Annotated in this window: 17 protein-coding genes; all 17 read right to left on the bottom strand. The window is 47.8% G+C overall.

The features are described 5' to 3' along the window. Positions 1-5 precede the first annotated feature (5 nt). The gene (locus A8708_RS01080) at positions 6-1343 is read right to left on the bottom strand and encodes an extracellular solute-binding protein (RefSeq protein WP_068661691.1); all 1338 of its coding nucleotides are present in this window, start codon (positions 1341-1343) and stop codon (positions 6-8) included. A gap of 233 nt (positions 1344-1576) precedes the next feature. Continuing rightward, positions 1577-3877 (bottom strand): DUF4962 domain-containing protein, encoded by a 2301-nt coding sequence (locus A8708_RS01075; RefSeq protein WP_068661690.1) that lies wholly within the window; start codon positions 3875-3877, stop codon positions 1577-1579. Positions 3878-4155: 278 nt separating this feature from the next. Then, on the bottom strand, positions 4156-6195 hold the full coding sequence (locus tag A8708_RS01070; protein WP_082927194.1) for a heparinase II/III domain-containing protein: 2040 nt from the start codon (positions 6193-6195) through the stop codon (positions 4156-4158). Further along, positions 6192-6959, bottom strand: a complete 768-nt coding sequence (locus A8708_RS01065) for an SDR family NAD(P)-dependent oxidoreductase (RefSeq protein WP_068661689.1) — start codon at positions 6957-6959, stop codon at positions 6192-6194. The genes A8708_RS01070 and A8708_RS01065 overlap by 4 nt, the downstream gene beginning before the upstream one ends. Before the next feature lie 100 nt (positions 6960-7059). Continuing rightward, complete coding sequence (locus A8708_RS01060; protein WP_068661688.1) at positions 7060-8916, bottom strand: cache domain-containing sensor histidine kinase; 1857 nt, start codon at positions 8914-8916, stop codon at positions 7060-7062. Further along, positions 8916-9953, bottom strand: coding sequence for a response regulator transcription factor (locus tag A8708_RS01055; protein WP_068661687.1), 1038 nt, complete (start codon positions 9951-9953; stop codon positions 8916-8918). Before A8708_RS01055 ends, A8708_RS01060 begins: the two co-directional genes overlap by 1 nt. Before the next feature lie 88 nt (positions 9954-10041). After that, a complete protein-coding gene (locus tag A8708_RS01050) occupies positions 10042-11631 on the bottom strand; it encodes an extracellular solute-binding protein (protein WP_068661686.1) in 1590 nt (529 codons plus the stop codon). Between the two features lie 110 nt (positions 11632-11741). Then, positions 11742-12623, bottom strand: a complete 882-nt coding sequence (locus tag A8708_RS01045; protein WP_068661685.1) for a carbohydrate ABC transporter permease — start codon at positions 12621-12623, stop codon at positions 11742-11744. Between the two features lie 18 nt (positions 12624-12641). Continuing rightward, entirely contained in the window at positions 12642-13574 is a 933-nt protein-coding gene (locus A8708_RS01040) for an ABC transporter permease (protein ID WP_068661702.1), read from the bottom strand. Positions 13575-13779: 205 nt separating this feature from the next. After that, a complete protein-coding gene (locus tag A8708_RS01035; protein WP_068661684.1) occupies positions 13780-15006 on the bottom strand; it encodes a Ger(x)C family spore germination protein in 1227 nt (408 codons plus the stop codon). Beyond that, a complete protein-coding gene (locus A8708_RS01030; RefSeq protein WP_068661683.1) occupies positions 14990-16090 on the bottom strand; it encodes a GerAB/ArcD/ProY family transporter in 1101 nt (366 codons plus the stop codon). The genes A8708_RS01035 and A8708_RS01030 overlap by 17 nt, the downstream gene beginning before the upstream one ends. An 18-nt stretch (positions 16091-16108) precedes the next feature. After that, positions 16109-17647: a spore germination protein gene (locus tag A8708_RS01025; RefSeq protein ID WP_068661701.1), complete on the bottom strand. Its 1539-nt coding sequence runs from the start codon at positions 17645-17647 to the stop codon at positions 16109-16111. Between the two features lie 10 nt (positions 17648-17657). Continuing rightward, positions 17658-17870 (bottom strand): hypothetical protein, encoded by a 213-nt coding sequence (locus A8708_RS01020; RefSeq protein WP_068661682.1) that lies wholly within the window; start codon positions 17868-17870, stop codon positions 17658-17660. A 145-nt stretch (positions 17871-18015) separates the two neighbouring features. Continuing rightward, positions 18016-21126, bottom strand: coding sequence for an MMPL family transporter (locus tag A8708_RS01015; protein ID WP_068661681.1), 3111 nt, complete (start codon positions 21124-21126; stop codon positions 18016-18018). A gap of 57 nt (positions 21127-21183) precedes the next feature. Further along, on the bottom strand, positions 21184-21807 hold the full coding sequence (locus tag A8708_RS01010) for a TetR/AcrR family transcriptional regulator (protein ID WP_068661680.1): 624 nt from the start codon (positions 21805-21807) through the stop codon (positions 21184-21186). A gap of 128 nt (positions 21808-21935) precedes the next feature. Further along, a complete protein-coding gene (gene desA, locus A8708_RS01005; protein ID WP_068661679.1) occupies positions 21936-22982 on the bottom strand; it encodes a Delta(5) desaturase DesA in 1047 nt (348 codons plus the stop codon). A 410-nt stretch (positions 22983-23392) separates the two neighbouring features. Continuing rightward, a complete protein-coding gene (locus A8708_RS01000; RefSeq protein WP_068661700.1) occupies positions 23393-24004 on the bottom strand; it encodes a flavin reductase family protein in 612 nt (203 codons plus the stop codon). Positions 24005-24018: the final 14 nt, after the last annotated feature.

The raw sequence follows: 24018 nt of genomic DNA, 5'->3' as shown, positions 1-24018 counted from the left end.
ATCATTTATTTCTTGTTAGAGTCGTAAGCTGTTTGGTGCTCTTTCGCTACAGCAGCAGGATCTACTTTTTGTACGAAGAGGTTTTGAATGCTTGTTAAGTGACCTTGTGCTGTGCCAGGGTTCATTGTGTTATCGAACGCAAGGTCGCCGCCTTTGACTTTCTTGAATAGACCAAGAACGTCCATTGCCATATCGGAGTATCCAGCTGCTTTAAAGTCGCCTTCAACTTTTTGTGCAAGACCTACAGCGCCTTTAACTGCGAAAGCTTCTTTAGGGAAGTTCAGCATGAAATAGTTCAAGAAATCTTTCGTTTCTTTCAAATGCTTGCTGTTAGCGGATACTGCAAACGCAGATCCTGGTGCCAACATGAACTCATCTGGGTTACCTTTTCCTTTAACAGTTGGGAATTGGAATACGCCAACTTTACCGTTAACGGAAGAAGTTTCGATACCGCCAGTTGCCCAGCTACCCATGTAGTACATAGCTGCTTTACCTGTTTTGAACAAGTTCTCACCAGCATTGTAGTCAAAGGATGTTGCGCCTTCTTGGAAAGCACCAGCTTGGATCAAGTCTTCAAAAGAGCTAACCGCATCCGTGAATGCTGGATCAGCGAATGTTTTCTTACCATCAACAACGGCTTGCAAGAATCCAGGACCGCCGTTCGTACGAAGCAAGATGTTCATGAACAAGAAGGAACCTGTCCAGGAATCTTTTTCACCGATAGCCATTGGCTGAATGCCTTTGCCTTTCAGTGTTTTTACAGCTGTAACCATTTCTTCGAATGTTTTCGGTACTTCAACGCCAGCTTGTTTGAACAAGTCTTTGTTGTAGTAAACAACACCGATGTTGTTGCCATCTGGCAATGCGTAGATATTATTTTTGAAGCTGTACCAGTTAAGGATACCTTCTTGGAAAGTTGCTTTCAGTCCGTTTTGCTCAACCATATCATTCAAAGGCGCGAATAGACCTGCATCAACGAATGGTTGCATTTGCGCAGCCGGGTTCACGACTGTGATGTCTGGAACTTCTTTGGAAGCGGCTTGCGTTTTCAATTTAAGCTTTTGTTGATCCGTGTTCAAGGAATCAAGCTCGATTTTGATGTTCGGGTTTTTCGTTTGGTAGTCATTAACAATTTTCTTCAACATACCATTTTTCGGATCCGTCGGATCTGGATATATGTTTTGGAACGTGATCGTAATGTTCTTATCCGTAGATGGCGCTGTCGATGCTCCTGCTGCTGGCGAAGCTGTGCTCTTGCTATCTCCACCTGAACCACACGCTGTTAAACTAATGGCTAGCAAGCTTGCCGCAATGACTTGTAGTGATTTATACTTTTTCACCAATGTAAATCCCCCTCGTTTGAGTGAATGTTCTTTATGCTCTTATTATGCCGTGTTTTTGGCACCCCTTACAATGCAGGAACTTTAGGTATCATGTTTGATTTCTATAGATTTATCTACTCACATAACTTTCCCTTGCAGGCTTTTTTTTATGAGCCCCTGGTAGTCAATACGGAAAAAAAGCGACCCCCTTGGCAGCTCTCGCTGGCTTGGAATCGCTTGGTTTATTGGGATATTCAGTAGGCTTTGGGCACTTCTACGCGGTTGGTGATACCATCTTCAGTGAAGTAAATATGAACGTCAAAGCCTTGATCGTCCATGAAGTAGGATACGTATTTCGGTTCACCATGCTTGATTGGGACAAGCAAGGTTGCGATACGATGGCTGCGCGCAGATCGCGTCTTTGCTTTCAAATGATAGTGCGGCGGCAAACCCTCGATCTCCGACTGGTCGATGTCGGTGAAGCTCTGATGCTGAGACAGCTCTAGCTCACCTGAGGAGCAATAGACGAAACGACCGTCCATGTCGGCCTTGCGGCCTTGGACCTTGAAGGTTTGTCCATTCAATTTCATCTCATACAGGGTTTGGAACAACCAATCTACGGTTCCTGCCTGTGCGAGATCGATATGATCGACGACGACAACGTAGGTGCCGAAGAAGTAAAGTTCCCGCACATACCGCTCCAGATACGGCACGTATTCTTGGTATGCCGCGGTTGCATTGCTGCGGGAATACCCGTAGCCTTTGCGCTGTTCAGCCACTTCAACAAAACCATTGGCCGCCATATTCAGGACTTTGTTTTTCTCAGCGTATTGACCGAGACCATCGATCAAAATATTGTTCGTCGAGCGCGTCTGTCTGCGCCAATTCATATGCATCGTGGAGCTGAACGCCACATAGTAGCCGCTCTCAATGGCCAACGGCTCGCCGTAGGCATGCAGCAAGAAGCCATTCTGATCCCCATGACTATGGCTGACAGATCCGTATTTGCTGCTCTTCGTGAGGAGCATAATGTGACGTTCCGGATCTGCCATATTGGAATGGAAGGCGACCCAGTCGATGTCACGGAACCATTTGACCGACTGAATATTGGCATCGGTAGGTGCGATAGCTTCAACCTGCGGATAGTCGTGACGATACACCATTTCGTCAAAACGGAAATCCCACCAGCCATAATTGTAAAATTTCATTTCTGAATCGGTATCGATCTCGCGGACACGCTCAAAATACCATTGATACAGACCGTTCCCTGTGACACCTGCAAATTGGCGAATATTGAAGCCCGTCTTCAAGCTAACCGGGTCCCCCAAAGTGGATTGATCACCAAAGCTGGCACGCAAGGTGTCAGGGCTGAACGCATACAACGGGAAATCACCTGTTTTGGCGAAAAATGGTCGCTTATAAAAGTTAATGCCCGTATATTTCTTCAGCAAATTCATCGCTTCCGTCACAAACGCCATCCCCGTTGTCCAATACATCGGACCTTCGGCCCAACCTCCGTCCGGCCCGCCCCATGGCGAGTACAGACAAGCGTAATATTCAAGCGTATAGTCAAGCCACTCTTGAGCCTCAGGCTCTTCCTGCAGAAGCACGATACAGCAAGGCACAAGCACACTGGATAGGGAACGCACGGCGTGACTGTCGAACGGTACGTGATGAATTTTGGAATGCTCGATAACATGTTGTGCGATTTGGCGTGTACGTTCGAGCAGAACGTGGCGAATTTGATTCCGCTCATCCTCAGATAGTCGGTCGTAGAGCCAGTCGTAGCCCCATGCGATGGCGCCAGCCGTTCGGAAGGAGGCCTCATCGTTATAGTCCCGGCTCGTTGTGCCTTTGATATCCCACGTGCAGATATGAAGCAGCCACGTTTTGGCGCGATCTAATAGCGCAGCATTATCGAGCAGCTTGCCCGCTACAGCCAAATGACGTACCGCATACAAGGCTTCTTGCGTATCCATGTACATCTGGCGCCACAATTTGGCGACCCGTTTATTTCCTGGGTAATGAAGCGGCTCCGCAATTAAATCTCTTTCTATCCATGGTTGAACGGACTTCTCGAAGAAGACTTCCCACTCACAAAAGTTTGGGTTCGTCGTCAACTCGGCACGAAAGGCTTCTACCTCCGTGGCTTGCAGCCACAATCTCGGATGCTGAGCCGTAACCTCTGCGTATCGCGTGGCTCTGCTTGGCAGCGGCGTTTCCGGCAAATCTGCCGGTACATCGAAGCGTCGAATTCGGCTCCATGCGGTTTGTCCACCATTTTCTTCCAGCAAAGCATAGCGCCAGTAGTATGTGCCTGGGTTGAGTGCAGCATCAGGTGTATACATGTTATAGGGAATTGGCTGAACGGTCTGCGTCTCTGTCGGTGAGAAAGCTTCGGATTGTGCGATTTGAAGCACATAACGATCATGCTCCAGCTGTGCCGGAATCCACGTGAAGCGAGGCGGGTTTTCCAGCAACACCGACTTCTCGTTCGGCTCATATTGTACGGTTAACACACCGCTTTGCGGTTCGTAAAGTGGCGATAATGACATGGATTATTCCCCTCCAGGCTTGGTTCTGTAAGGCTTCTACTAGGAATGAAAGATGCAATGTCTGTTAAAAAATTAAGAATGTTGGTGCAAATAAAAGCCCCAGACACCAGAAGATGTTCCTGCACCGTAGGTAAATCGTCTGGACATTGCTGAGGCTGCTCGTATAGAGCTGTGCCATAACGCTATTTTGCGGTTATGCCTCCGCCCATGTTATGGAAGCCATACGTTACGATGTACAGAAACCCCTTTGTCTGTGGAAAGGGTTCGGTACATGAAAATTACACCATTTGTAATCCTTTATCTGTCATTTTAACACCAATAGTAGCATTAGGAATGGTTATGTTAATTTCATCATCCGACATCTGCGTTAGCTGAACTGCACTCCCCGCTCGGTACACATGGATGAAATCCGCCTTACGATCATTACGGCGATGCAGCATAGCCATAAGTGAGCGACTTGGATCCACGGCATCGCCCGGCGTCCCAACAGCTACAAGCTCATCACCTTGTTGAACTAGTGCAGCGTGGTAGATGATAGCGTCTGAGTTCGCAAGGTTGTACGAAGCCTGCAGTACACCTGAGGTAGGTACAAATTGGCTGATAATCGGCAGTTGCTGCTCTTTGAGCGTCGCAACGTCGTCCACTTTCTCAGCAATAAATAAGGAATAAGAAGCCTCATTGGTAAGTGGTTGTTGTGAAGCCTCCACCGCTACGACAGGATGCATCCACCATTCAATCCCTTGTGGTTGTTCACCCGAAAGCTCAACTTGGAACCAGTCCAACATCCAATCATCTGTGAGCAAAAGATGTCGATTCATCGTACAACCTTCGTAGCCCTCGGTTGATTGCAGCCAAGCGTACACCGATGTTTGCGTTGCTTCGTAGTGCTGCAGGCGCCCTTCATGCGGCGCCTGCGATTGGCCGGACAGCGAAACCGTGTTGTGGCTGGCCGTCTCGGCGAACCACGATCTGCGCATGGACGAGCCGTAAGGCACCATCCCCAGATCGGGAGTTAGGGTCTGATCTCGGTGCATCAACGTCAGATGCAGCTTGTCGTAGTGGCCGTGGGAACCGCCGTGCTCGCCGAAATCGGCGAGAAACGACAGCGGGTTCCCCGCGATGCGGCCGATGACGAAGCCAGCGTCCGGCCAGAGCCGCGAACTGCGCGGCTCGTGGGCTGCGGCGCGGTCAGCGCCACCGCCGTAGAGCAGCGCTTCGAGCTGCTCGTTCCCGGCAGCGCCTAGCTGCCGGTAGGCTTCGCGCAGCACGGGCGCGAGGCCGGCGAGGCCGTAGATCGCGAGCCCCTGCTCCGCGATCTCGGCGATCTCGCGGGCGTAAGGGCCGCGCGCAAGCGGCCCGTCGTGCAGGGCCGGCAGGGCGCCCTGGTCGTCGGCCAAGTCGGCCAACGCCTCGAGCATGCCGCGCATGGATTGCCCCTCTGCGCCAGTGGTGGCGTAGAGATCAATGCCGAAGCGCTGCGCCATTTCGGCAGCGATGAGATAAGCACGAAGCACAAAGACGTGGTAGTACGTGCTTCCCTCGAATTCGAATTGATCGGCTTTCACGCCGATCGATAGATGATGAATGAAGCCGCCCTGGCCTTCAATCAACGCTTCTAATGCAGTTTGCTCGCCTCGAGCTGCATACACACAAGATAAGGATGCATTCAGCCAAGCGGTATAGTTGTTCTCGGCATTATTGCGCTCATGAATCAAGATATGGCGATACTCCTCCATGCTTCCAGCCAACATGTCTAGGAACACGTCGATGGCTACCTGTTCTTCCGCATCAAAGGTAATGCCCTCATCACGAAGAAGCAGATAGGCGCGAATCAACGTCGTTGACCAAATCGCCTCCGTCAGTGCTTGATGGAACGCGCGCCCCTTCAGCATCCAGCTCTGAGCATCAGGATGCACGGGATAGAGCGGAAACTGCTCGGCGTACTCGACAAGTAAACGCTTGCTAATCTGCGCATAGGCCACGTCACCCAGCGCCGCATAAACAGCAGCTGACTGCAGCGCCACGCGCGCCAAGGATTGGTGCTTAAACACAAGCCACGCACCGCGGTAAGCATCACCTGTGATGACGCAGCCATGCGGACATAGAAATTCTGAAGGGTCTACACGACTATCATCGAACGTCAGTTCGGTATGATGATGTGGACAAACATACTGGTGCCACCAGCCACCAGGTTCTTTAGGAACGACCAGGCTGCCTGCTTGCTGCAGCCTGTCGATTTCTTCTTGGAGTTTGCGGGCAGTGTGAGCCGCCCACGTCAATGTCTCTACTTTAGCGGCCAATGGGATCGCGGTACTCATCGCATCATCATCCCGCCGTTGATTTCAATCGTTTCACCTGTTACATAAGCTGCTAAATTGGATGCTAGATAGAGAACAGCCCCGGCGACATCATCGGGTGTTCCCTCGCGTTGCAGCGGAATGCCGTTAATTGTTGCTTGGCGCGCAGCATCCGTCGTGAACGTCGCGTGGAACATCGTATTGCCGATGAAACCTGGTGAAACGTTGTTCACAGTGATGCCACTAGCGGCAACTTCTTTTGCCAAGCCTTTGGAGAAAGTTAGTACGGCTGCTTTACTTGCAGCATACACACTTCCTCCGGGTCCGCCACCATTATGTGCGGCAACAGAAGTCATATTGATGATGCGGCCACAGCCTTTTTCTTTCATCCCTGCCAGCACTCGTTTAGACACGAAAACTGTGCTTTTCAAGTTGACATCCATAATGCGGTCGTACATCTCTTCGGACATATCAGCATTGGGCACGCGCTGTACCAAGTGGCCTGCATTATTGACAAGAATATCAATCGTTCCACCCAAAACTTGCTCCACTTCGCTAACAAGTCTGTCGATTTGCTCCACATTCGTGACATCCGCTTGTACAAGCACCGCTTCCCCGCCTAATGCTTGGATTTCAGCAACGACTTCCTGACCTTGTACTACATTATTTAGGCAATTCACGCCTACTTTCGCACCATTGCTAGCCAAGGCTAATGCTATTGCGCGTCCAATCCCTGCATTCGATCCTGTTACAAGTGCAATTTTCCCCGTTAAGTTGATGTTCATTATGGTATCCTCCCATGGATATAACGCTATTATTATTTGAATCGCTGCTTGTGCAGCGTAACTACCTGTCTGTTGCTCATAGACCCTAAGGCTGCGACCATCACCCTCGCAGCCGAGGCCGTGTCGTCTCCGGCATCTTCATCGTGATGCAGGTGCCGCGTCCCCACTCGCTGTCAACGGACAGCCCGTAGGCTTCGCCGAACACCATTTGAATCCGTCGATGGACGTTCATTAGACCGATGCCGCCTCCACGCTTAGTCCCCGTACTCGCTTCTTCCGGCTCTGCCAAGCGATTCTCTTCGAGCTTCTTGCGCAGCTCGGCTAGTCGTTCTGGCATCATGCCTGTGCCGTTGTCTTCAATGAAAACCTGAAACAAGCCATCCTCTTTTCGAGCGTCAATGCGAATGCTATGCCTTTCTTCCACACCTTCTGGAAAAGCATGCTGAAAAATGTTTTCAATTAACGGCTGCAACGTCAAACGGACCATCTTCTCCAGCAGCAAGCTTGGCGGGATCACTACATCAATCTCGAATTCCCGCTCCGTCCGATGCTGCAAAATAATCATATAGTTCCGCACATGATTCAGCTCATTCGCAACTGTGATTTCCTCTAAATTGGTCTGAACGGAGTAGCGAAGCATGAAAGCCATCGCCTCAACCATCTCTGTGATTTCCCCCGAATCCTGCACAATCGCATAACAATTGATCGTTTCCAGTGTGTTGTATAAGAAATGCGGGTTAATTTGCAGCTGCAGAGATTGAAATTCAGCCTTCTGCCGTTCGAGCTTCGATTCGCCAAGCTCCAGTGCGTTCTTCTGCTGCTCTAGCTCGGCCTCATACACCCGCTCGATCATATCGGACAAGCGCGTCACCATCAGGTTATAACTGTGAATGAGTCCACCCATCTCATCGTTTCGGCCTGCGTCTTCGATGTACTGCCAGTTCCCTTTTTCCGTCTCCCTCATGCTGTCTTTGAGCTCCCGGATCGGCCTGACGATAGAGCGGCCAAAGCGGAAAGCCAGCCACAACGCTGCTGCCAAGGTGATCAGACCGACAATAATTGTCGTGGTCCGAATGGTGTTAACTGGGCGACGAAGCTCCTTCACAGGCATAGAGGCAACAAGATTCCAATCGTAGTAGCCTGATTTGCGAGACACAAACATACGTTCTTCTTCGTCATATTTGGACAAAAACGTTTGATCGCCGCTAGTGAGCACCTGAGAAGCTAGTTCGTCATTCGGTTGGCGCTCACTCATCGAACGCGGATAGATGTAATTACCTGCGTCATCGACGATAAAGAAAAAACCGTCTTTCCCCAAGCTCACACGGTCCCACGTTTTCGCTAACTCATCTAGCTTAATTTCAAAAGCAAGAACGCCGCGATTCTCATCCTTGTAGGATGGCCCCCTTACCTTGCGGGCCATTGTAACAACAGATCCTTGATCCGCTGGGCGGATACTCATATTGAGCAACGCGATTTTGCCATCAATAGGCGTCATTTTCATTAAATTCGTAAATTTCTCTTGTACCAAGACGGGATCGAAATTAAAGAATAGATTCTGATTTTCATAAACGACAGAGCGACCATGCTGACCCGTCACATAGATCATATTGAGCTGCTTATACAGCGTGACAATGGACTCAATGGAAGCGAAAGCAAATTTCTTGATTTTATCGGAATATTCATAGTACTCATACGCATCATCCGGCTTAATTTCCATGAATGCTCGCACGTCGGAATTCGACGAAAAGGCATTGCTGAGCAGTTCATACGCCTGTAAGTAGCTATCTGTCTGGTAGTTCGCACTATCGACCATCTGCTCCATATACTGCTTCACTTGATCATCCAGCGATTGCGAAGACTGCCAGTAGGAAACGGCCCCGACAGACACCAACGAGAGCACGATAACGATGAGAAAATACGCATAGATTTGACGCGATAGCGACTTCCTCTTCATTATCGAATCCCCATTCGCTGACGATATTCTGAGGGTAGACAGCCTTCATACTTTTTGAACGTTTTGGTGAAATGCGGATGATCCGCATACCCCACCTCACCGGAAATGTCGGTAATGCGCCAATGCGGCTGCTGCAGCAGCTTCTTCGCCTTCTCCATCCGCCTGCGTGTCCGATATTGAACGAAGGTTTCTTGCGTACTCTGCTTAAACAATTGGCTAAAGTACGAGGGATTCAATCCAATGAATTCAGCTACCTCTTCTAAGGAAACCTCCTCCGCCAGATGCTTCTCCATGTACTGTTTCGCTTCCTCAACAGGGTCCTTCTGCTTGCCTTTGCGCTTGTTCTTGAGCTCTTGCAGCAGCCCTTTCACAGAGGACGTAAACCACAGCCACACATCTTCCTCGCTTAACGAAGGGGAAATCTGAGGCTCCTCCTGAATCATATACACATCGCGGACAGTCAGCCGCCCATGGACAAGCGTGTATATCTCCTGCACAATATCGCTCATACGATTGAGCTTTAGTTTATAGGCAGCCAGCTCCGCTTTGATCTCTTCGAGATCTCGGTCCAGCTCCGCTTCCTGAAGCATCCACACCGCTTGCTCCAAATGAGTAGCCCAGCTCTCTAGCTTCGTGACGGCCACGAAAGACTCCGAACTCACCTTGCTTTTGTTCAGAATGAGCTTCTCTAGGACGAGCTGAAACCCCTTGATATTGACTGGCTTCAACAAATATTCTTTGACCCCGTAAGACACACACTTCTGGGCGTACTCGAAATCTCCGTAGCCAGAGATCACAACCACTTGAATATCCGCATCCATCTCGGCAATTTGCGCACACAGCTCCAAACCATCCATCTTCGGCATGCGAATATCTGTAAAAAGAAAGTCGGGTCGTTCCTCTTGAATCCGCTGCATTGCGACAACACCATTCTCAGCCGTTCGCAAGCTTTCAATGGGCAGCCCCGATTGCTCCACAAGCTTCTGTAATCCTCTGCGTATCATCGGCTCGTCATCGACAATGAGTATGCGGTACATGAGAAACTCTCCTTTCATAATGGGATGAAATGCACGCTCCCCACGCACTGGTGGGTACGTGAGGAGGCGGCATGCTCAATGCTTGAGCTTATTTACGCGGCATCGACACAGTCGTACCGGAATCTTTACTATTAAATTTCTCAGTTGCTTCCTTGATAACTTCATTGCCGCCTTTGGACTTCCACTCTTCCAATACTTTCGGCCAGTCGGAAATCGGTTCTTTACCATAAACCATTTTCACCATGTGAGAAAGAATAAACGGAGGCGCTTGGTCAGAAAGCGGTGAAATATCAGGATTTTTCATCAAAGAATCCAGACGAGGCTCAAAGTTCAACCCATCACGTCCTTCATTCTTCAACGTTGTGTCATACACGTTCATTAATTTCTTACCTTCATCTGTCAAGCTTAATGTGCCCTTATTATACGTGGTATCTTGAACTAGCCACAAGAAAGATTGACGGTAACGCTCCTCATCTACAGCAGCTGGATCCGTCGGCGCTTTGTAGTTGATTTTGCCATCTACTTCTGTGTACGTGTCGTCTTTGATACCGAATGTGAAGAATTTCTCCGCTTCGTCGGACATCATCCAGTCGTAGAACTTAATAATTTGCTCCGCATTTTTTACGTTCTTGTTGATGAAGTACGCACGTGGTGCTGGACCATACAAGTAGTGTCCACCTTTGCCATCAGGCCCTGTTGGGGAAGCAATAATTTCGATATCGCCCGTTGGAACTGTTGCTTTGAGTTGTGTTTCCCATTGCAGCATTTCGTTCGCATTCATAGACCACATGCCAGCTTTACCTGAAAGAATCGTGTTCTTGAACACAGTTGCGTTGATTGTTGCGAATTCTTTGTTGATCAAGCCTTCGTCAAACATCGTTTTGTACGTAGTCAGTGCTTTCATCATGTTCTCCGAATCGAAGAATTTCGGCAGAACTTGATCGCCAGACTTCTCGAACATCGATAGGTACGGATACACATCATAAGCACCGAAGAAGGAATCGGCATACTTGAAGTTCTCACGGCCCATGTAAGGGTTCTCAACGCCCATTTCTTTGAACTTGCGCAGTACAGCCATGTACTCATCAACCGTTTTCGGTACGCCTAGGCCTGCTTTATCCAGTAAATCCTTACGAACAAAGATCGCGCGGCGGGATGGATTGGACAAGTACTCCGGAATCGCATAGATCTTCCCATTGTACGTTACGTTATCCCAAGCGTCTTTCGGAACTTTCTTCAACAAATTAGGACCAAACTTCTTCAGCAACTCATCCAGCGGTTGGAAAACACCAGCCTTCACAGAGCCCGCCATTTCTTTCCCGTTCACCCCGCCGCTGCCTTGTACAACGTCTGGAATGTCGTTCGTTGCAAACATTTGGATCATTTTTTGTTCATATTCTTTGTGAGGAACAAGTACAATATTCATATCGGTGTTTGTTAATTCTTCGAGCTTCTTAACCCATTTATCTTGATTAATATCAGGCGATTTCTCAACGTGTCCGAAAGCAAGTGTACGCAAGGAAATCGAGAACTTCGTTTTCTCTGCCGGCTTCGTACTTGCAGCTGTAGTCGCACCAGCACTGGATGCCGGTTTATCCTCAGTCTTGGAAGAAGAACAAGCTGCAAGCACACTGCCCATTAATACGACAGCCATTGTCGTGGGAATCCATTTTTTCATTTCTACCCCTCTTTTCATATCGACTAGGTAACTAACACTTTCATATCTCCATTGTAAAAGCGTTTACAAAGCGCGAATATGGACTGTCTTTAGTTCGAATTGTCTTTTTTTTAGGACTTAACCGATCCAACCATCATACCCTTAACGAAATGCCGCTGTAAAAAAGGGTAAATAATAATGATAGGAAGCGTTGCGATAATAATCGTCGCCATCTTGATACCTTCCGGATCCATGTGAGCCAATCCACTGAATTGGGAAGCGTTCGGATCAATCGTAATATCATCGGACACAATTAACTGACGCAACTTCACTTGCAACGGCCATAGCGTCGGCTTATTGAGGTAATAAATGGCGCTTTGATACGTATTCCAGTGGCTTACCGCGTAGAAAATACCGAGTGACGCCATGACGGGCTTCGATAGCGGCAGCACGATTCGCCAAATCATACCCATCTCAGATGTTCCGTCAATACGACCCGAATCAATGATTTCACTTGGAATCTGAAGGAAGAACGAACGCATAATGAAAAAGTTAAAAGCACTGATCGCACCAGGAATCAACAAAGCCCAAAGCGAGTTCGTCAAATGCAAGTTTTTCATCAAAATAAAGTTAGGAATGAGCGGCGCGGTAAACACCATCGTAATTAAAACCATGATGACAATCGCTTTGCGACCCATGTACTCTGGACGTGAAACTGGATAAGCCAGAGAAGCTGTAGCAATCAAGTTAATAAGTGTACCTACGATCGTAATATACACGGTTACCCCAAAGGAACGCCAGATCGCATGATCACTGAATACATATTGGTAGTTAATTGTCGTAAAATGAACTGGCAGGAAGAGAACCTCTCCCTTCACGATCGCTTCTGATGAGGAGAAGGATTGAGCCAGTACGTTTAAGAACGGCAGAAGCATCACGAGAGAAATTGCCGTTAGAAATATGACATTAAAGCCGTTAAACACTTGCCAACCGGCTGTCGGCTTGCGATTCATAAAGCGTTCACCTCCGTCTTAGTACAAGCTTTCACCCGTTGTTTTTTTACTTAATACGTTACCCGTGACAATGAAGATGACACCAACCAAAGCTTTGAATAGCCCGATCGCCGTCGTGTAGCTATATTGCTGACCGAGCAACCCTGCGGTGTAGATGTACGTATCTAAGATTTCACCATTCTCTTTATTAAGCGGATTCAAGAATACATACACACGCTCGAAACCGAAGTCTAAGAATTTCCCAATGTGCAAAAGGAACAAAATCATAATTGTCGGTAAGAGCGACGGAAGTGTAATGGAAATTGTCTGTCTCCAGCGGTTCGCGCCATCTACCTCAGAGGCTTCATATAAATCGGGATTAATTCCCGCTAATGCTGCCAAATAAATGATCGTGCCGTAACCAGAATCACGCCAAATCCCTGAACCAATCAATACGGTACGAATCCAAGATTCTTCGCCTAAGAAATAAATCGGTTCGAAGCCCAGCCACGTAACAAAGTGGTTCACAGCCCCTGTAGAAGGAGAAAGAATACCGATCGCGATCCCGCTCACGATAACCCAGGACAGGAAGTGGGGCATGTACACGACTGTTTGAAGCACACGCTTGTACAATACGACGCGAAGCTCATTCAGGAGCAATGCCAGAATAATCGGTGCCGGAAAACCAAGAAGCAAATCATATACGCCAATGAGTACGGTATTTTTTAAGATATTGAGAAAGTCATAGTGTGCGAACATTCGGGTAAAATGCTCAAACCCAACCCATTTACTGCCTGTGATGCCGTCGAAAATGTTGTAATCCTGAAAGGCAATAACTGAACCTAACAAAGGAACATACTTGAAAATAATAAAATAAATAATGCCCGGCAGCGATATCAGATATAACGCCTTATACTTCCAAAACGCTCGCAGCAAGGCCTTGCCTTTGCTTATCTGCTTGCGTCCACTCATCTGTTTTACCGCTTGTGCGTTGACCGCCATCCTCTGGCCCCCCTCACTAATCTTCGTCGATGTTATAGGTCTATCCTACCCTGATATAGCGCTTTCAACTATGGAATGGCTTTTCACTCACTTGTGTTTTTTTTAGGTTTTTGGGCATGAAAAAAAGAGGGGAACATGCTAATCCGCGCATCATACGTCCCCCCACTACATCTAATTAAGAATGATCCGCCTTCACCCAAGGCGAATAGAGCGTTCTTGACGTTCTGCGAAGCTTTGAGATGACCTCTACGTCCAGTTCGGCCTCCGGCAGTATCTCCTTCTCCCAATGATCTTTAATTTGCTTCCACTGTTTGGGATTCCGATCTTCCAGGCTGTTGCCGAAAGCAAATATATCCGACTTATAGTCTACAGCAACTTTGTGAAAAGCCAGTTTCACTTCGTTTTGAACGGTTTTGGCAAATTGATCCTCTACATAGGCGATCGTTTCGAGATTTGTTTTGAACGTGGTGCTCGCTTTATCTCCAATATTGAACTCCACCGTAATTTGAAGATGGATCTTTGCTTTACCATCCTCATATTTCACTCTTTTTTTACTAACCTTTTCACCGGATAATTCCAATGATAGGTGACAATCCGTTTCATCCGGGCAGGGAACGACAACAATTGCCGTTTTTAATGTCCCCATGGCCCATAAAAAGCCCCTTGTCTCCGTACCATTCAATGTCCCTACCATTTTCCCGTCAGAGAAAACACCTGTTCCCGCTGCATAAAATAAGGTAGATTGATGTGTGTCTGACGCTCCATAGGGTTTCATTCCAACAACCGTTTTGACATACTCGCTTTGATCCATTAAACGAAGAACCGAACTGAAGGGCTGAGCACCTATTGGTTGTGCAAGCTTTCGAGCAAATTCAGATAGATGCACTTTGGCAGCTTTCCCCTCCAAATCGGAGTTCGTGATGATTTCTTTCAGATAATTCGATGATAACGCTGTAATGTCTGGGCTGGATTCCAGCATGTCCAGCGCACGTCCTTTCACCGTGGCGATATAAGCCGTACCCCGAAGCTCGGGATCCGCTGAGAAGAAATCAAAGTAATATCGCGCATCTGTTTTCGCGGCCGATTCTCCAATTAATAGCATTTGCAAATGAGACCAGTACAGCTTTTTGCCTGTTATTTTTATGTAAGCTCGTACAGCCTCGAACGTCGTATTCCCTACGACACTCAAAGTCTTCTTCTGCTCCCCTTGCAAACCGCTCATAGGCTTCAAAGCCTCTAACACAGGTGTAAGCACGGTAAGAACGATTTGACCTTTATCGTTAAGATCAATACCTGCGGCTAGGACGTATTCGACTTTATCCGGTTCTTGGCGATTCCAACAGCCAGTGGTTATGCTTAATAGGAAGCCCAGCAAAAGTACCGTCCTAAGTATTCTGTTCATTCACCGTTCTCCTCGCTTTCAACTTACCCGCTATCCAAACAATGACGAGAAGGATGAGGGCATACCAACAAAAGGTGACTCCTTTCGCGATTTCAAAACTAACAATGGATACATAAATATTGCCGGGTAATAACGAGATATACAACATAATCACAGATAGAGGCAGCATCAATTCCTTGTAATCTTGCGTTCCGAACCAATCCCGCGTCCCAATACAACAGGCATAAAATGTTAATGCCCCTTTGGACACATTAATGAACACCCAAAGCGCCAAGAAGATACTCTCTAAATGCTCAATAAAATCAAAAATCGCAATATCTTTGATTAACTCCACCACAGGGAAAATAAGCCTTTGTGTATACGCACTGCCATAGGTTCCTATCGTAACTAAAAAGATAATCTCGAATATAAACATAACAATAATCATGATCCAAATTAGTTTCTTGAACATGTTGCTCTTGTTCTTGATTTGCGGATAAATAAACAGCAGCACACTAATTTCAGAAAAAACACTGCAAATGGCCAGAGCCCCCCTAAACACATCCATATAGGAAGCATTCAATAGCGGCAGTATGCGTTCCGTATCCACCTTTTGAAAGGATAGTCCAAACATAATAATAAGGAAAATAACAACACCGGGCATAACAACTTCTCCCCAACGTGCAATAGATGCCATCCCTCCTTTCGCCAAATAGTAGCGAAGGACAATAAGCATGATAGAAATCAGTTCGAGCGGCGTTTCTGGAAGAATGAGCGTAACGAATAATTCTGCAACAAGTCTAATTGAGGTCCCGGAAAGAAATAGCAGCGGCAGCAAAATAAGAAGCGCAAACACCCGGCCAAAGAAGGGTCCGAATAAGCTAAGGCAATAAGCGATAATGCTCATCCCTTGCATAGAAGAACCAATTTGTGTGATTAACCAGAGAAGGGGAATAACCATCAGGCTGCCGAGTAGAATCGATACCCATCCACTGTGCCCTGAAGCCTGCGTTAGCGTGCGTGGAAGTGTAAAAAAAATCGTGCCAAACACGGTAAAGCATAGAAGAATCATAATTTGCTTCGTTGTTAAATGGGCAGATGACAAGGATATCCCTCCTTTCACTTAAGGTTTCTGCTTCTTAAGACCAAGAAATGATTGACGATATTTGAGCGATGGTCCCGGTTTCTTGAAGACAATGGAGTCGTCGACTGATTTTAACGATTGCGGGGTTAAAGCAGCTAGATAGCTGACGCCAAAAGATCGCAGATGAATCATATGGATGAGTATGGCGCTAGTGCCGAATACGATACCAAAAATACCGAAAACAGCGGCTAGTACCATAATCGGAAATCGCAGCAATCGGATGGCTAAGGATGCATTGTAATTCGGTATGGCAAAGGCGCCAATTGCCGTAAAGGAGACAATAATCGTCAGTACAGGGCCGACGATATTCGCCTGAACCGCGGCCTGTCCAATCACGAGCGCGCCGACGATACCAATCGTTTGCCCCATCGTGCCAGGAAGGCGCAGACTCGCCTCTCGCAGAAGTTCCAAGCTGATTTCCATAATCAGCGCTTCCACAAATGCAGGGAATGGAATGCCGCTGCGATTGCTCGCAATGGCAAGCATCAATTCCGTCGGAATCATTTCTTGATGGTACGACGTAATCGCGATATAGATGGATGGGAGCACAAGTGCCATCATCATCGCTAAGAATCGCACCCAACGCAGCATCGTAGCTGCGATATAGCTCGTGTAGTAATCCTCTGTCGATAGTAGAAATTCAGTGAAGGTGATCGGCATGGATAAGGCAAATGGCGTGCCGTCTACAAGAACGACAATCTTACCTTCTAAGATGGCCGCCGCTGCTTTATCCACCCGCTCTGTCGAGCTAATTTGAGGAAATGGCGAAAGTGGCGAATCCTCCAAATAATCCTCCAGTTGACCGCTATCTAGAATCCCTTCGGTCTCGATGGCAGCCAGTCTTCTCTTCACCTCATCAACAATGCTTGGATTGGCTACGTCCTGCAGATACGCGATAACCCCATCCGTCAACGTACGTGTGCCAATCTGAATCGGGAAAAGAACTAATTTAGGATCTTTAATTTTTCTTCGTATTAGGGCAGTATTTGTGCGCAGCACTTCATTAAAAGCATCCTGTGGCCCCCGAATAATCGGTTCGCTGGTCGGATTGCTTACAATTCGATGCTCCCATCCTTCCGATGTGACGAGCAGGACTTCCCCAACCCCATCAAGTAAAACAAGCGTATTCGAATAAAGCAGTCCCTTAATACTCTCGGCAAGCGAGTTTACGCGCTTTATACCGCTAGCTGTTATCACAAATTTCTCGATATACGTTAAAGTAACCTCATTATGATGACCAATTTGCATCAGAGGGAGAATGACACATTGGTGTACAATATCCTTTTCAGCGAGTCCATCAATATAGAGAACGGCTGCGCGGATTTCTGAACCATCCCCCTTCTGAAGGAGAAGTTCACGAACAATTAGATCTGAGGGATTCTGAGTCGATGACTGGATCAACTGTAAGTCCTTCTCTAATTGGCCGCTTAATTGTTGCTCCGCTAGATATGGCGCAACAGCTTCAGAAAGCGGTCCGTACGATGAACCTGATGCTGATTTTTTGAGGAGTTTTCCCAAAAATGACAAACTATCCGCCTACCTTTTCCATAATTCTATTCATTGCATTTTGTAGAGCAGTCGTTAGAACATAAGAGGTTCCAGTTGCATGTAGGACAGCAAAAATGAGAGCGATCAGCAACAAGGTAACATAAGCAGGAACAATTCTATGATCTTGCTGGCGAGCACGTTTTTTGGGATAGCCGATTACAAACAGAATAAGAGCAACAATCAGAGAAATCATAGCCATCCCCCATTTGTTTTACGAGTAGGTTCTGCTTTTACTTCTAGTTTTATCCAATCAACACTTTGTGTTTAACTTTTTACACGCCAAAAAAGCGCCCTCCCACAATAAGTGGAGGGGCACTTTCAATTTTATACTACGGTTCTTACGCCGTGCGACTCTCCGTCGACACTTTGTGCGCGCTGACGCCGCGCTTCGCGCGTAGTGCTTCTGGCATAGCCAGCAAAGCAGGCAGCAGCATCGGCAGCAAAATGAAGCAGAGCACGATGAGGCCGACGATTACGGCCACCGCTAGCTCGATCAACAGCACGAGGCCGGATGGTACGAGCGTGGCGAAAGTTCCGCCAAGGATGATCATCGCCGAGATGACCACGCCGCCGATGTGCTTGGCGGCTTGCACGATCGCCTTCGAAGGCGATAGGTCACCAAGCTCTTTGTACCGCATCATCAGGAAGATGCTGTAGTCGACGCCGACAGCAATAATAATGATGAAGGAGAAGAACGGTACGAAGGAGGAAACACCATCGGCACCGATGATTTTATCTGTTACGACATTCGTCGCCGTCATCGCCACGTAGTAAGAAATCACTAGGCTTAGGATGATGTAGACGGCTGGCCAGAAGGCACGGATAACGAACAGCAAGACGATGAACACACCGATGATGACGATAATCGCGGTGCTATTGAACGACTTCAGCTGCGCCTTGTTCGTGTCGTACGTCGTCGAGCTCGGTCCTGCCGCGCCGACCTTCGCTTGCTCAAGAACAGTGCCCTTCACGCTGGCAGCAAGCTCCGCGTTAATTGCTTCAATCGTATCCATCGCCGCCGATGAATACGGATCATCCTTCAAGATGACGATCATCTTCGTCATCGTCCGATCCTTGGACATGAAACTGTCCAAGGACTTGCCGAAATCCGCGCTCGACAGCGCTTCTTTCGGGATGAAGAACGTTTTCGAGCCGTTCAGCTGCGTCAAGAACTGACTCGTCTTGCCCAACCCCTCGGACACGTCACCGAGTCCGTTGCCGCTCTGGCCAAGTCCGTCCTTCAGCTGGCCCATACCGCCGCTGAGACCTGACAAGCCTTCGCTCAGCTTCTGCTGACCGTCTTTGACACTGCCTAGCGCAGCATTCAGCTTCGCCATGTTTGCAGCGATCTCGCGGCTGCCCGCGCTGCCTTGCTTCAGCCCTTGCGTGAGCTCAGCGGCTCCGCTCTCTAGCTGCGCAAGTCCCGCGGCTAGCTGTGCCTGCGCGCCGTTCACTTGCGCTAGGCCTTGCGTCGCATCTACGAAAGCACTGTTCAGCTTGGCTGTGTTCTTGCCAAGCTCTCCAAGTCCGCCGCTTAACTGCGTCAAGCCGGAGGCAAGACCTTCACCCGTTTGCTTCAGCTTGATGTAATCCGCGTCGGTCGCCAGTTGGCTGTACTTGCTGCCAAGCCCGCCAATGAGCCCATTCATCCCAACAAGTCCTTGCTGTATACCTGTAAGCTGCCCCTCGATTTGGCTGTAGCCATCTGCCATGGCGCTATAGCCTTGCCCAAGCTGGGTCAACCCATCATTGATTTTACCCGTATTACTTTCGATTTGATTCATGCCATCTTTCAGTGCAGCAATCCCCGTACTGAGCTCTCCTGCACCGCCAGCACCTTGCGCAATACCGCTAGCTACTTGATCCAGCGCGGTCGTTAGCTTACTATAACCATCCTGCACCTGACCCGTGCCATCTACCAGTTGGCCAACACTCGACGTATCAGGCACCTCCAGCTTACTTTGCATCAACGTGAGTCCATCACGAATTTGATTGACACCTTTCTGTGAGGCTGTAATGCCGTCGGCAACCGTCTTCGTTTGAGTCGAAATATAGAATTCATCTATCGGTTTCGATTGCGGCTGAGTCACACTGGATACCATATCGATACCTGGAATGGTTTTCAGCTTCTCCGTTACCTTATCAATTGCTGCTAAACCTTCATTCGTATTAAGCGGTTTGTCATTTTCAATAACAACCATCGTTGGCAGCGCCTGACCACGGCTGAAATGATCTGCCACAAGGCTAAACCCTTTGGTGGAAGGGTGGTCATTTCCAAGCTCTTTTAACTGGTCAAAAGATAGCTTCTGATGATTCGCAAGCGCGAGCGGTATCGTGATAATGAGAATGATAACCGTCGTAATAATTGGTCTTTTCACCGCGATTTTCGTCAAGCCCGCCCAGAACTTACTCTCCTTATGCCCAGTTGTTCCTTTGGATGGCCAGAAGAGCTTATTCCCGAGCATTTTCATGAAAAATGGCGTCACCGTTACGATTTGGAGCAAGAGAATCGCCGTACCGATGGCAACTACGTTACCTGATTGATAGATACCGAAATCGGATAGGGTCAATGCAGCAAACGCAATAAATACGGTCAAAATGCTGTAAAAAATCGTTTTACCCGCCGTGCGGTAGGTCACAATGATCGCTTCATCCACGGATAGGCCGTGGGATAATTCCTCTTTGAATCGATTGAATAAGAGAATGTTATAATCGGTCCCAATTCCGAAAAGAATTAAGATCAACAGCATTTGAGTGACACTCGTCACTGGGAAATTAAACTTATCGATGAGCTGCGCGGCAATCCCCATGGATACGAGGTACGAAATACCAACCGCCAGCAAGGAAACCACTGGAATAATGACGGAACGGAACATAATGACCAAGACAGCTAGGATGAAAATGACCGTTAACGCGGCGCTTTTTTCAACACCTGACTCGGAGGTCTTAATATAATCATCCTGAATGAAGTCCTCCCCCGAGAGGTAATACTCCACCTTCACGTCTTTCAACACATCTTCAAACTCCACCTTGATGTCCTCGACGTGGCGCCCTCTCTTATCCAACGAAAAGCTCGCCATCAACGTCGTGCCATCCTCGGAAATAAGTGAAGACTTCGCCTCTGGCATCGTAAATGGATCAATCAACTGATTGAAGCCAAGCCCATCTTGATGACTTTTCAAATTCGTAATGCCGGCCTCGATTGCCTTCATATCCGCATCTGACAGCTTATTCGGGTTATGGAAAACCACGATATCACTCGTGCCCTCCACCCCATTAATTTTGTTCAGGATCGTTGAAGCCACCTTGGAAGGTGCGTCACTCCGCAGCGGATCCTGTCCTCTTAGTCCCAGGATCGCATTCACATTAGGCTGGAAAACCGTCAGCAATACGGTCGCCACCAACCACACGGCCAGAATTGCCCAGCGCCATTTAATAATGGATTTCATCTTACTTTCTCCTCCACTCTGTTAGTAAACAAGCGTTCATTATTGAGTCAAAAAATTTTATGCTTGTGCTAACTTTATTTTTTCTGAAATACCCGTGCAAAACAGGTACAACAGTTCATCAACTAGCATTTTAATCGTATCGCCATCTTCGTGGTCACGCAAAATCAAACATATACTCTCAATCATCGTCGTCGCAATCATGCGCGCGGATAATTGATCTCTCAGAGGCAGTGTGCCTGTTGGCGCTAATTCCGCTGTAAAAACTTCCGAGATAATCTGATGAACCAGCGTAATCAGGTCTTGTTTCACTGAAGCAAATTGAGAACCTTCGCTCAGATTCAGCAGAATGGTAAGCTCAGTGCTGGACTCCTTGAAGAGCAGCATCAGAGAGGCATCAATTCGACGCAGGATTAGCAAGTGATCGGATAGGGCCGTACACAAGGTGTTATCTACCTCTTGCTTGCACACCCGAAGTACTTCAGTTAATTGCTCCTGAATGGGTTGAATAAGCTCATCGAACAGATCATCCTTGCTCTTAAAATAGCGATAGATGTTGCCAGGTGTGATGCCTGCGGCATCTGCAATTTGTCGAATAGAGGCTTTCAAGTAGCCATGCTTCTTGAACTCGGCCAAGGCTGCTTGGCGGATGCTGTTTTTCACTTCATCTTTTAAAATTTGCATTAATAAACACCTGTTCACTTTTTGACGTCATAGATGGATTATACCGTGCCCAATTGGGCATTTCAACGCTATTTCGATAAAAAAAGGTGCCCCACCCGCTAAATAATCACAGGTCGGACACATCTTACTCATTCAACATCAACAGCTTTCATTATACGCGGCTTCACTTTCACGCTGTTCCCCTGGAAATGCTTCAAATCCTTGAACTGGATGAACTTCTTAGACTCTTCGTTCCAGATACGGAATTTCAGAGATTCTAGACTCGTTTTCAATGTTATCGTCTGCACTTTACGAAGTGCTGCGTTTGTATTGTGCACCTTTTCCAAATGATAATTAGGCACGCGCGGGCTTAAATGATGAATATGGTGATAACCAATATTGCCTGTAATCCAATGTAGAACACGTGGCAAATTGTAGAATGAACTGCCATGCATCGCAGCTTTCACGTAATCCCACTCTTCATCATTCTCGTAGTACGTTTCTTCATAGTTATGCTGTACGTAGAACAGCCAAATGCCCGCCATTCCCGAGAAGAAGAACATCGGTCCTTGAATCAGCAAGAACGACTGCCAGCCGATCCCCCAACATAGCAGAGCAATGCTGCCCACAATACCAATATTGGTGATATACGTATTCATTCTTTCTTTCATGCCTGCCTTCCGGCGGTTAAACCGGTAATCAATCAAGAAGATGAAGATCGGACCGATAATAAACATCACAAACGGACTGCGATATAGGCGGTATGTCATTCGTTTGAGCCATGTTGCTTGCATATATTCATCCACGGTAAGCGTCCAGATGTCACCAACGCCTCTTTTATCCAAGTTACCACTCGATGCATGGTGAACGGAATGCGTATGGCGCCATTGATGGTACGGTACGAAGGTTAATATTCCGGTTAGTGTGCCGACGATTTCGTTGGCTAGTTTGTTTTTGAAAAAGGATTTATGACAGCAATCATGAAAAATGATAAATATGCGGATCAAAAATCCCGCGGCTATTACATCCATCACAAGAGTCAGCCAAATGGAAACAGAAAGACTTAGAAAAGCAAAATACCAAAGCACGAAAAAGGGTCCCACTGTATTAATGATTTGCCACACACTATGCTTCATATGTGGTCTTTCGTAAGGCGCGATATCTTTCCGCCACCCACCCTTATCCTCATGCTTCATCCTGTTAGAACTCCCTCTCTTCGCGTCGTGTCGAATTGTGTAAGTTAAATCCCTTGAAGTAGTACGTTGCGAATCGAAATAAGTTCCCGTTATAGGGCAACAAATATTACATTGCTAACTCAGCATACGTGCGGAGGTTCCCTTTTGTAAAATGCAATATAAGTAAATCGCTACAGGGAACGTGCTATGCCGACCTTTCGGGATGAATTTCTTTGCAAAAAAGTCGACTTCAGAGGGGATGATCTGCCCTGATAAGGTGCGGTATCGCATGAGTTTACATAAGCGTGTGGCATAACGTTATTCCACAGCACTTGTCTACCCATAAGCTGTCTGCCTAGGCTCCTACTCCAACAACAAAAGAGACGAATCGCCTCTCGTTCTGCGCTAGAACGAAGCTTTTCGTCTCTACTTTATAGGGGGCGATCTATCTCAAACAGCTCGCCAAGCTTCGCATAAGAATTGCCCGCTAATCGACTTACTGGTCTTAGCTGCTGCGGATCAATACGTCCGTTGTCAACTAAGTTCTCATCGATGTGAAAATAAAGGACACGTCCGATTAGCAAATCTGCCGCAGGTGCATCAGGTGTTCCGCCAAGCGGAATCACCTGCTCCAGCACGCATTCCATGCGGATGCTGGCTTCGGCGATGCCCGGAACGCCGATCTGGCTGCTCGCGACGGGCGTTAGCCCCGCCAACGTCACTTCGCTCTCCTCCGGCGGCAGCGCAGCGGCGGTCTGATTGATCTGGTCGATATAGGATTCGTCTGCAATATGCACGACGAATTCTCCTATATCGACCGCGTTGCGGGAGGTGTCCTTCCGGACACCCTGCTTCCGCTGCACGGAAACGGCAACCATCGGCGGATCTGCCGTCACGATGGTGAAATAGCTAAAAGGCGCGGCGTTCAGCACACCTTCCGTAGATAAGGTCGAGACGAAAGCAATCGGCCTCGGAATAATGCTGCCAATCAGCAGCTTATAGTTCTCTCGTTCGCTTTGTGCGGATGGATCAATGCCTAGCATGGCGGCCATGGCGA

The sequence above is a fragment of the Paenibacillus oryzisoli genome (assembly GCF_001653565.1).
Lineage (GTDB): Bacteria > Bacillota > Bacilli > Paenibacillales > NBRC-103111 > Paenibacillus_E > Paenibacillus_E oryzisoli.
The sequence above is the reverse complement of the archived record's forward strand: the minus strand, read 5'-3'. Positions and strand labels throughout refer to the sequence as shown.

Bases quoted from the DNA above. Each gene is read 5' to 3' on its own strand.
- A8708_RS01050 (WP_068661686.1), bottom strand. From the start codon at position 11,631: ATGAAAAAATGGATTCCCACGACAATGGCTGTCGTATTAATGGGCAGT.
- A8708_RS01040 (WP_068661702.1), bottom strand. From the start codon at position 13,574: ATGAGTGGACGCAAGCAGATAAGCAAAGGCAAGGCCTTGCTGCGAGCG.
- A8708_RS01015 (WP_068661681.1), bottom strand. From the start codon at position 21,126: ATGAAATCCATTATTAAATGGCGCTGGGCAATTCTGGCCGTGTGGTTG.
- A8708_RS01060 (WP_068661688.1), bottom strand. From the start codon at position 8,916: ATGAAGAGGAAGTCGCTATCGCGTCAAATCTATGCGTATTTTCTCATC.
- A8708_RS01035 (WP_068661684.1), bottom strand. From the start codon at position 15,006: ATGAACAGAATACTTAGGACGGTACTTTTGCTGGGCTTCCTATTAAGC.
- A8708_RS01010 (WP_068661680.1), bottom strand. From the start codon at position 21,807: ATGCAAATTTTAAAAGATGAAGTGAAAAACAGCATCCGCCAAGCAGCC.
- A8708_RS01000 (WP_068661700.1), bottom strand. From the start codon at position 24,004: ATGCTAGGCATTGATCCATCCGCACAAAGCGAACGAGAGAACTATAAG.
- A8708_RS01020 (WP_068661682.1), bottom strand. From the start codon at position 17,870: ATGATTTCTCTGATTGTTGCTCTTATTCTGTTTGTAATCGGCTATCCC.
- desA (WP_068661679.1), bottom strand. From the start codon at position 22,982: ATGAAGCATGAGGATAAGGGTGGGTGGCGGAAAGATATCGCGCCTTAC.
- A8708_RS01065 (WP_068661689.1), bottom strand. From the start codon at position 6,959: ATGAACATCAACTTAACGGGGAAAATTGCACTTGTAACAGGATCGAAT.
- A8708_RS01075 (WP_068661690.1), bottom strand. From the start codon at position 3,877: ATGTCATTATCGCCACTTTACGAACCGCAAAGCGGTGTGTTAACCGTA.
- A8708_RS01055 (WP_068661687.1), bottom strand. From the start codon at position 9,953: ATGTACCGCATACTCATTGTCGATGACGAGCCGATGATACGCAGAGGA.
- A8708_RS01070 (WP_082927194.1), bottom strand. From the start codon at position 6,195: ATGAGTACCGCGATCCCATTGGCCGCTAAAGTAGAGACATTGACGTGG.
- A8708_RS01045 (WP_068661685.1), bottom strand. From the start codon at position 12,623: ATGAATCGCAAGCCGACAGCCGGTTGGCAAGTGTTTAACGGCTTTAAT.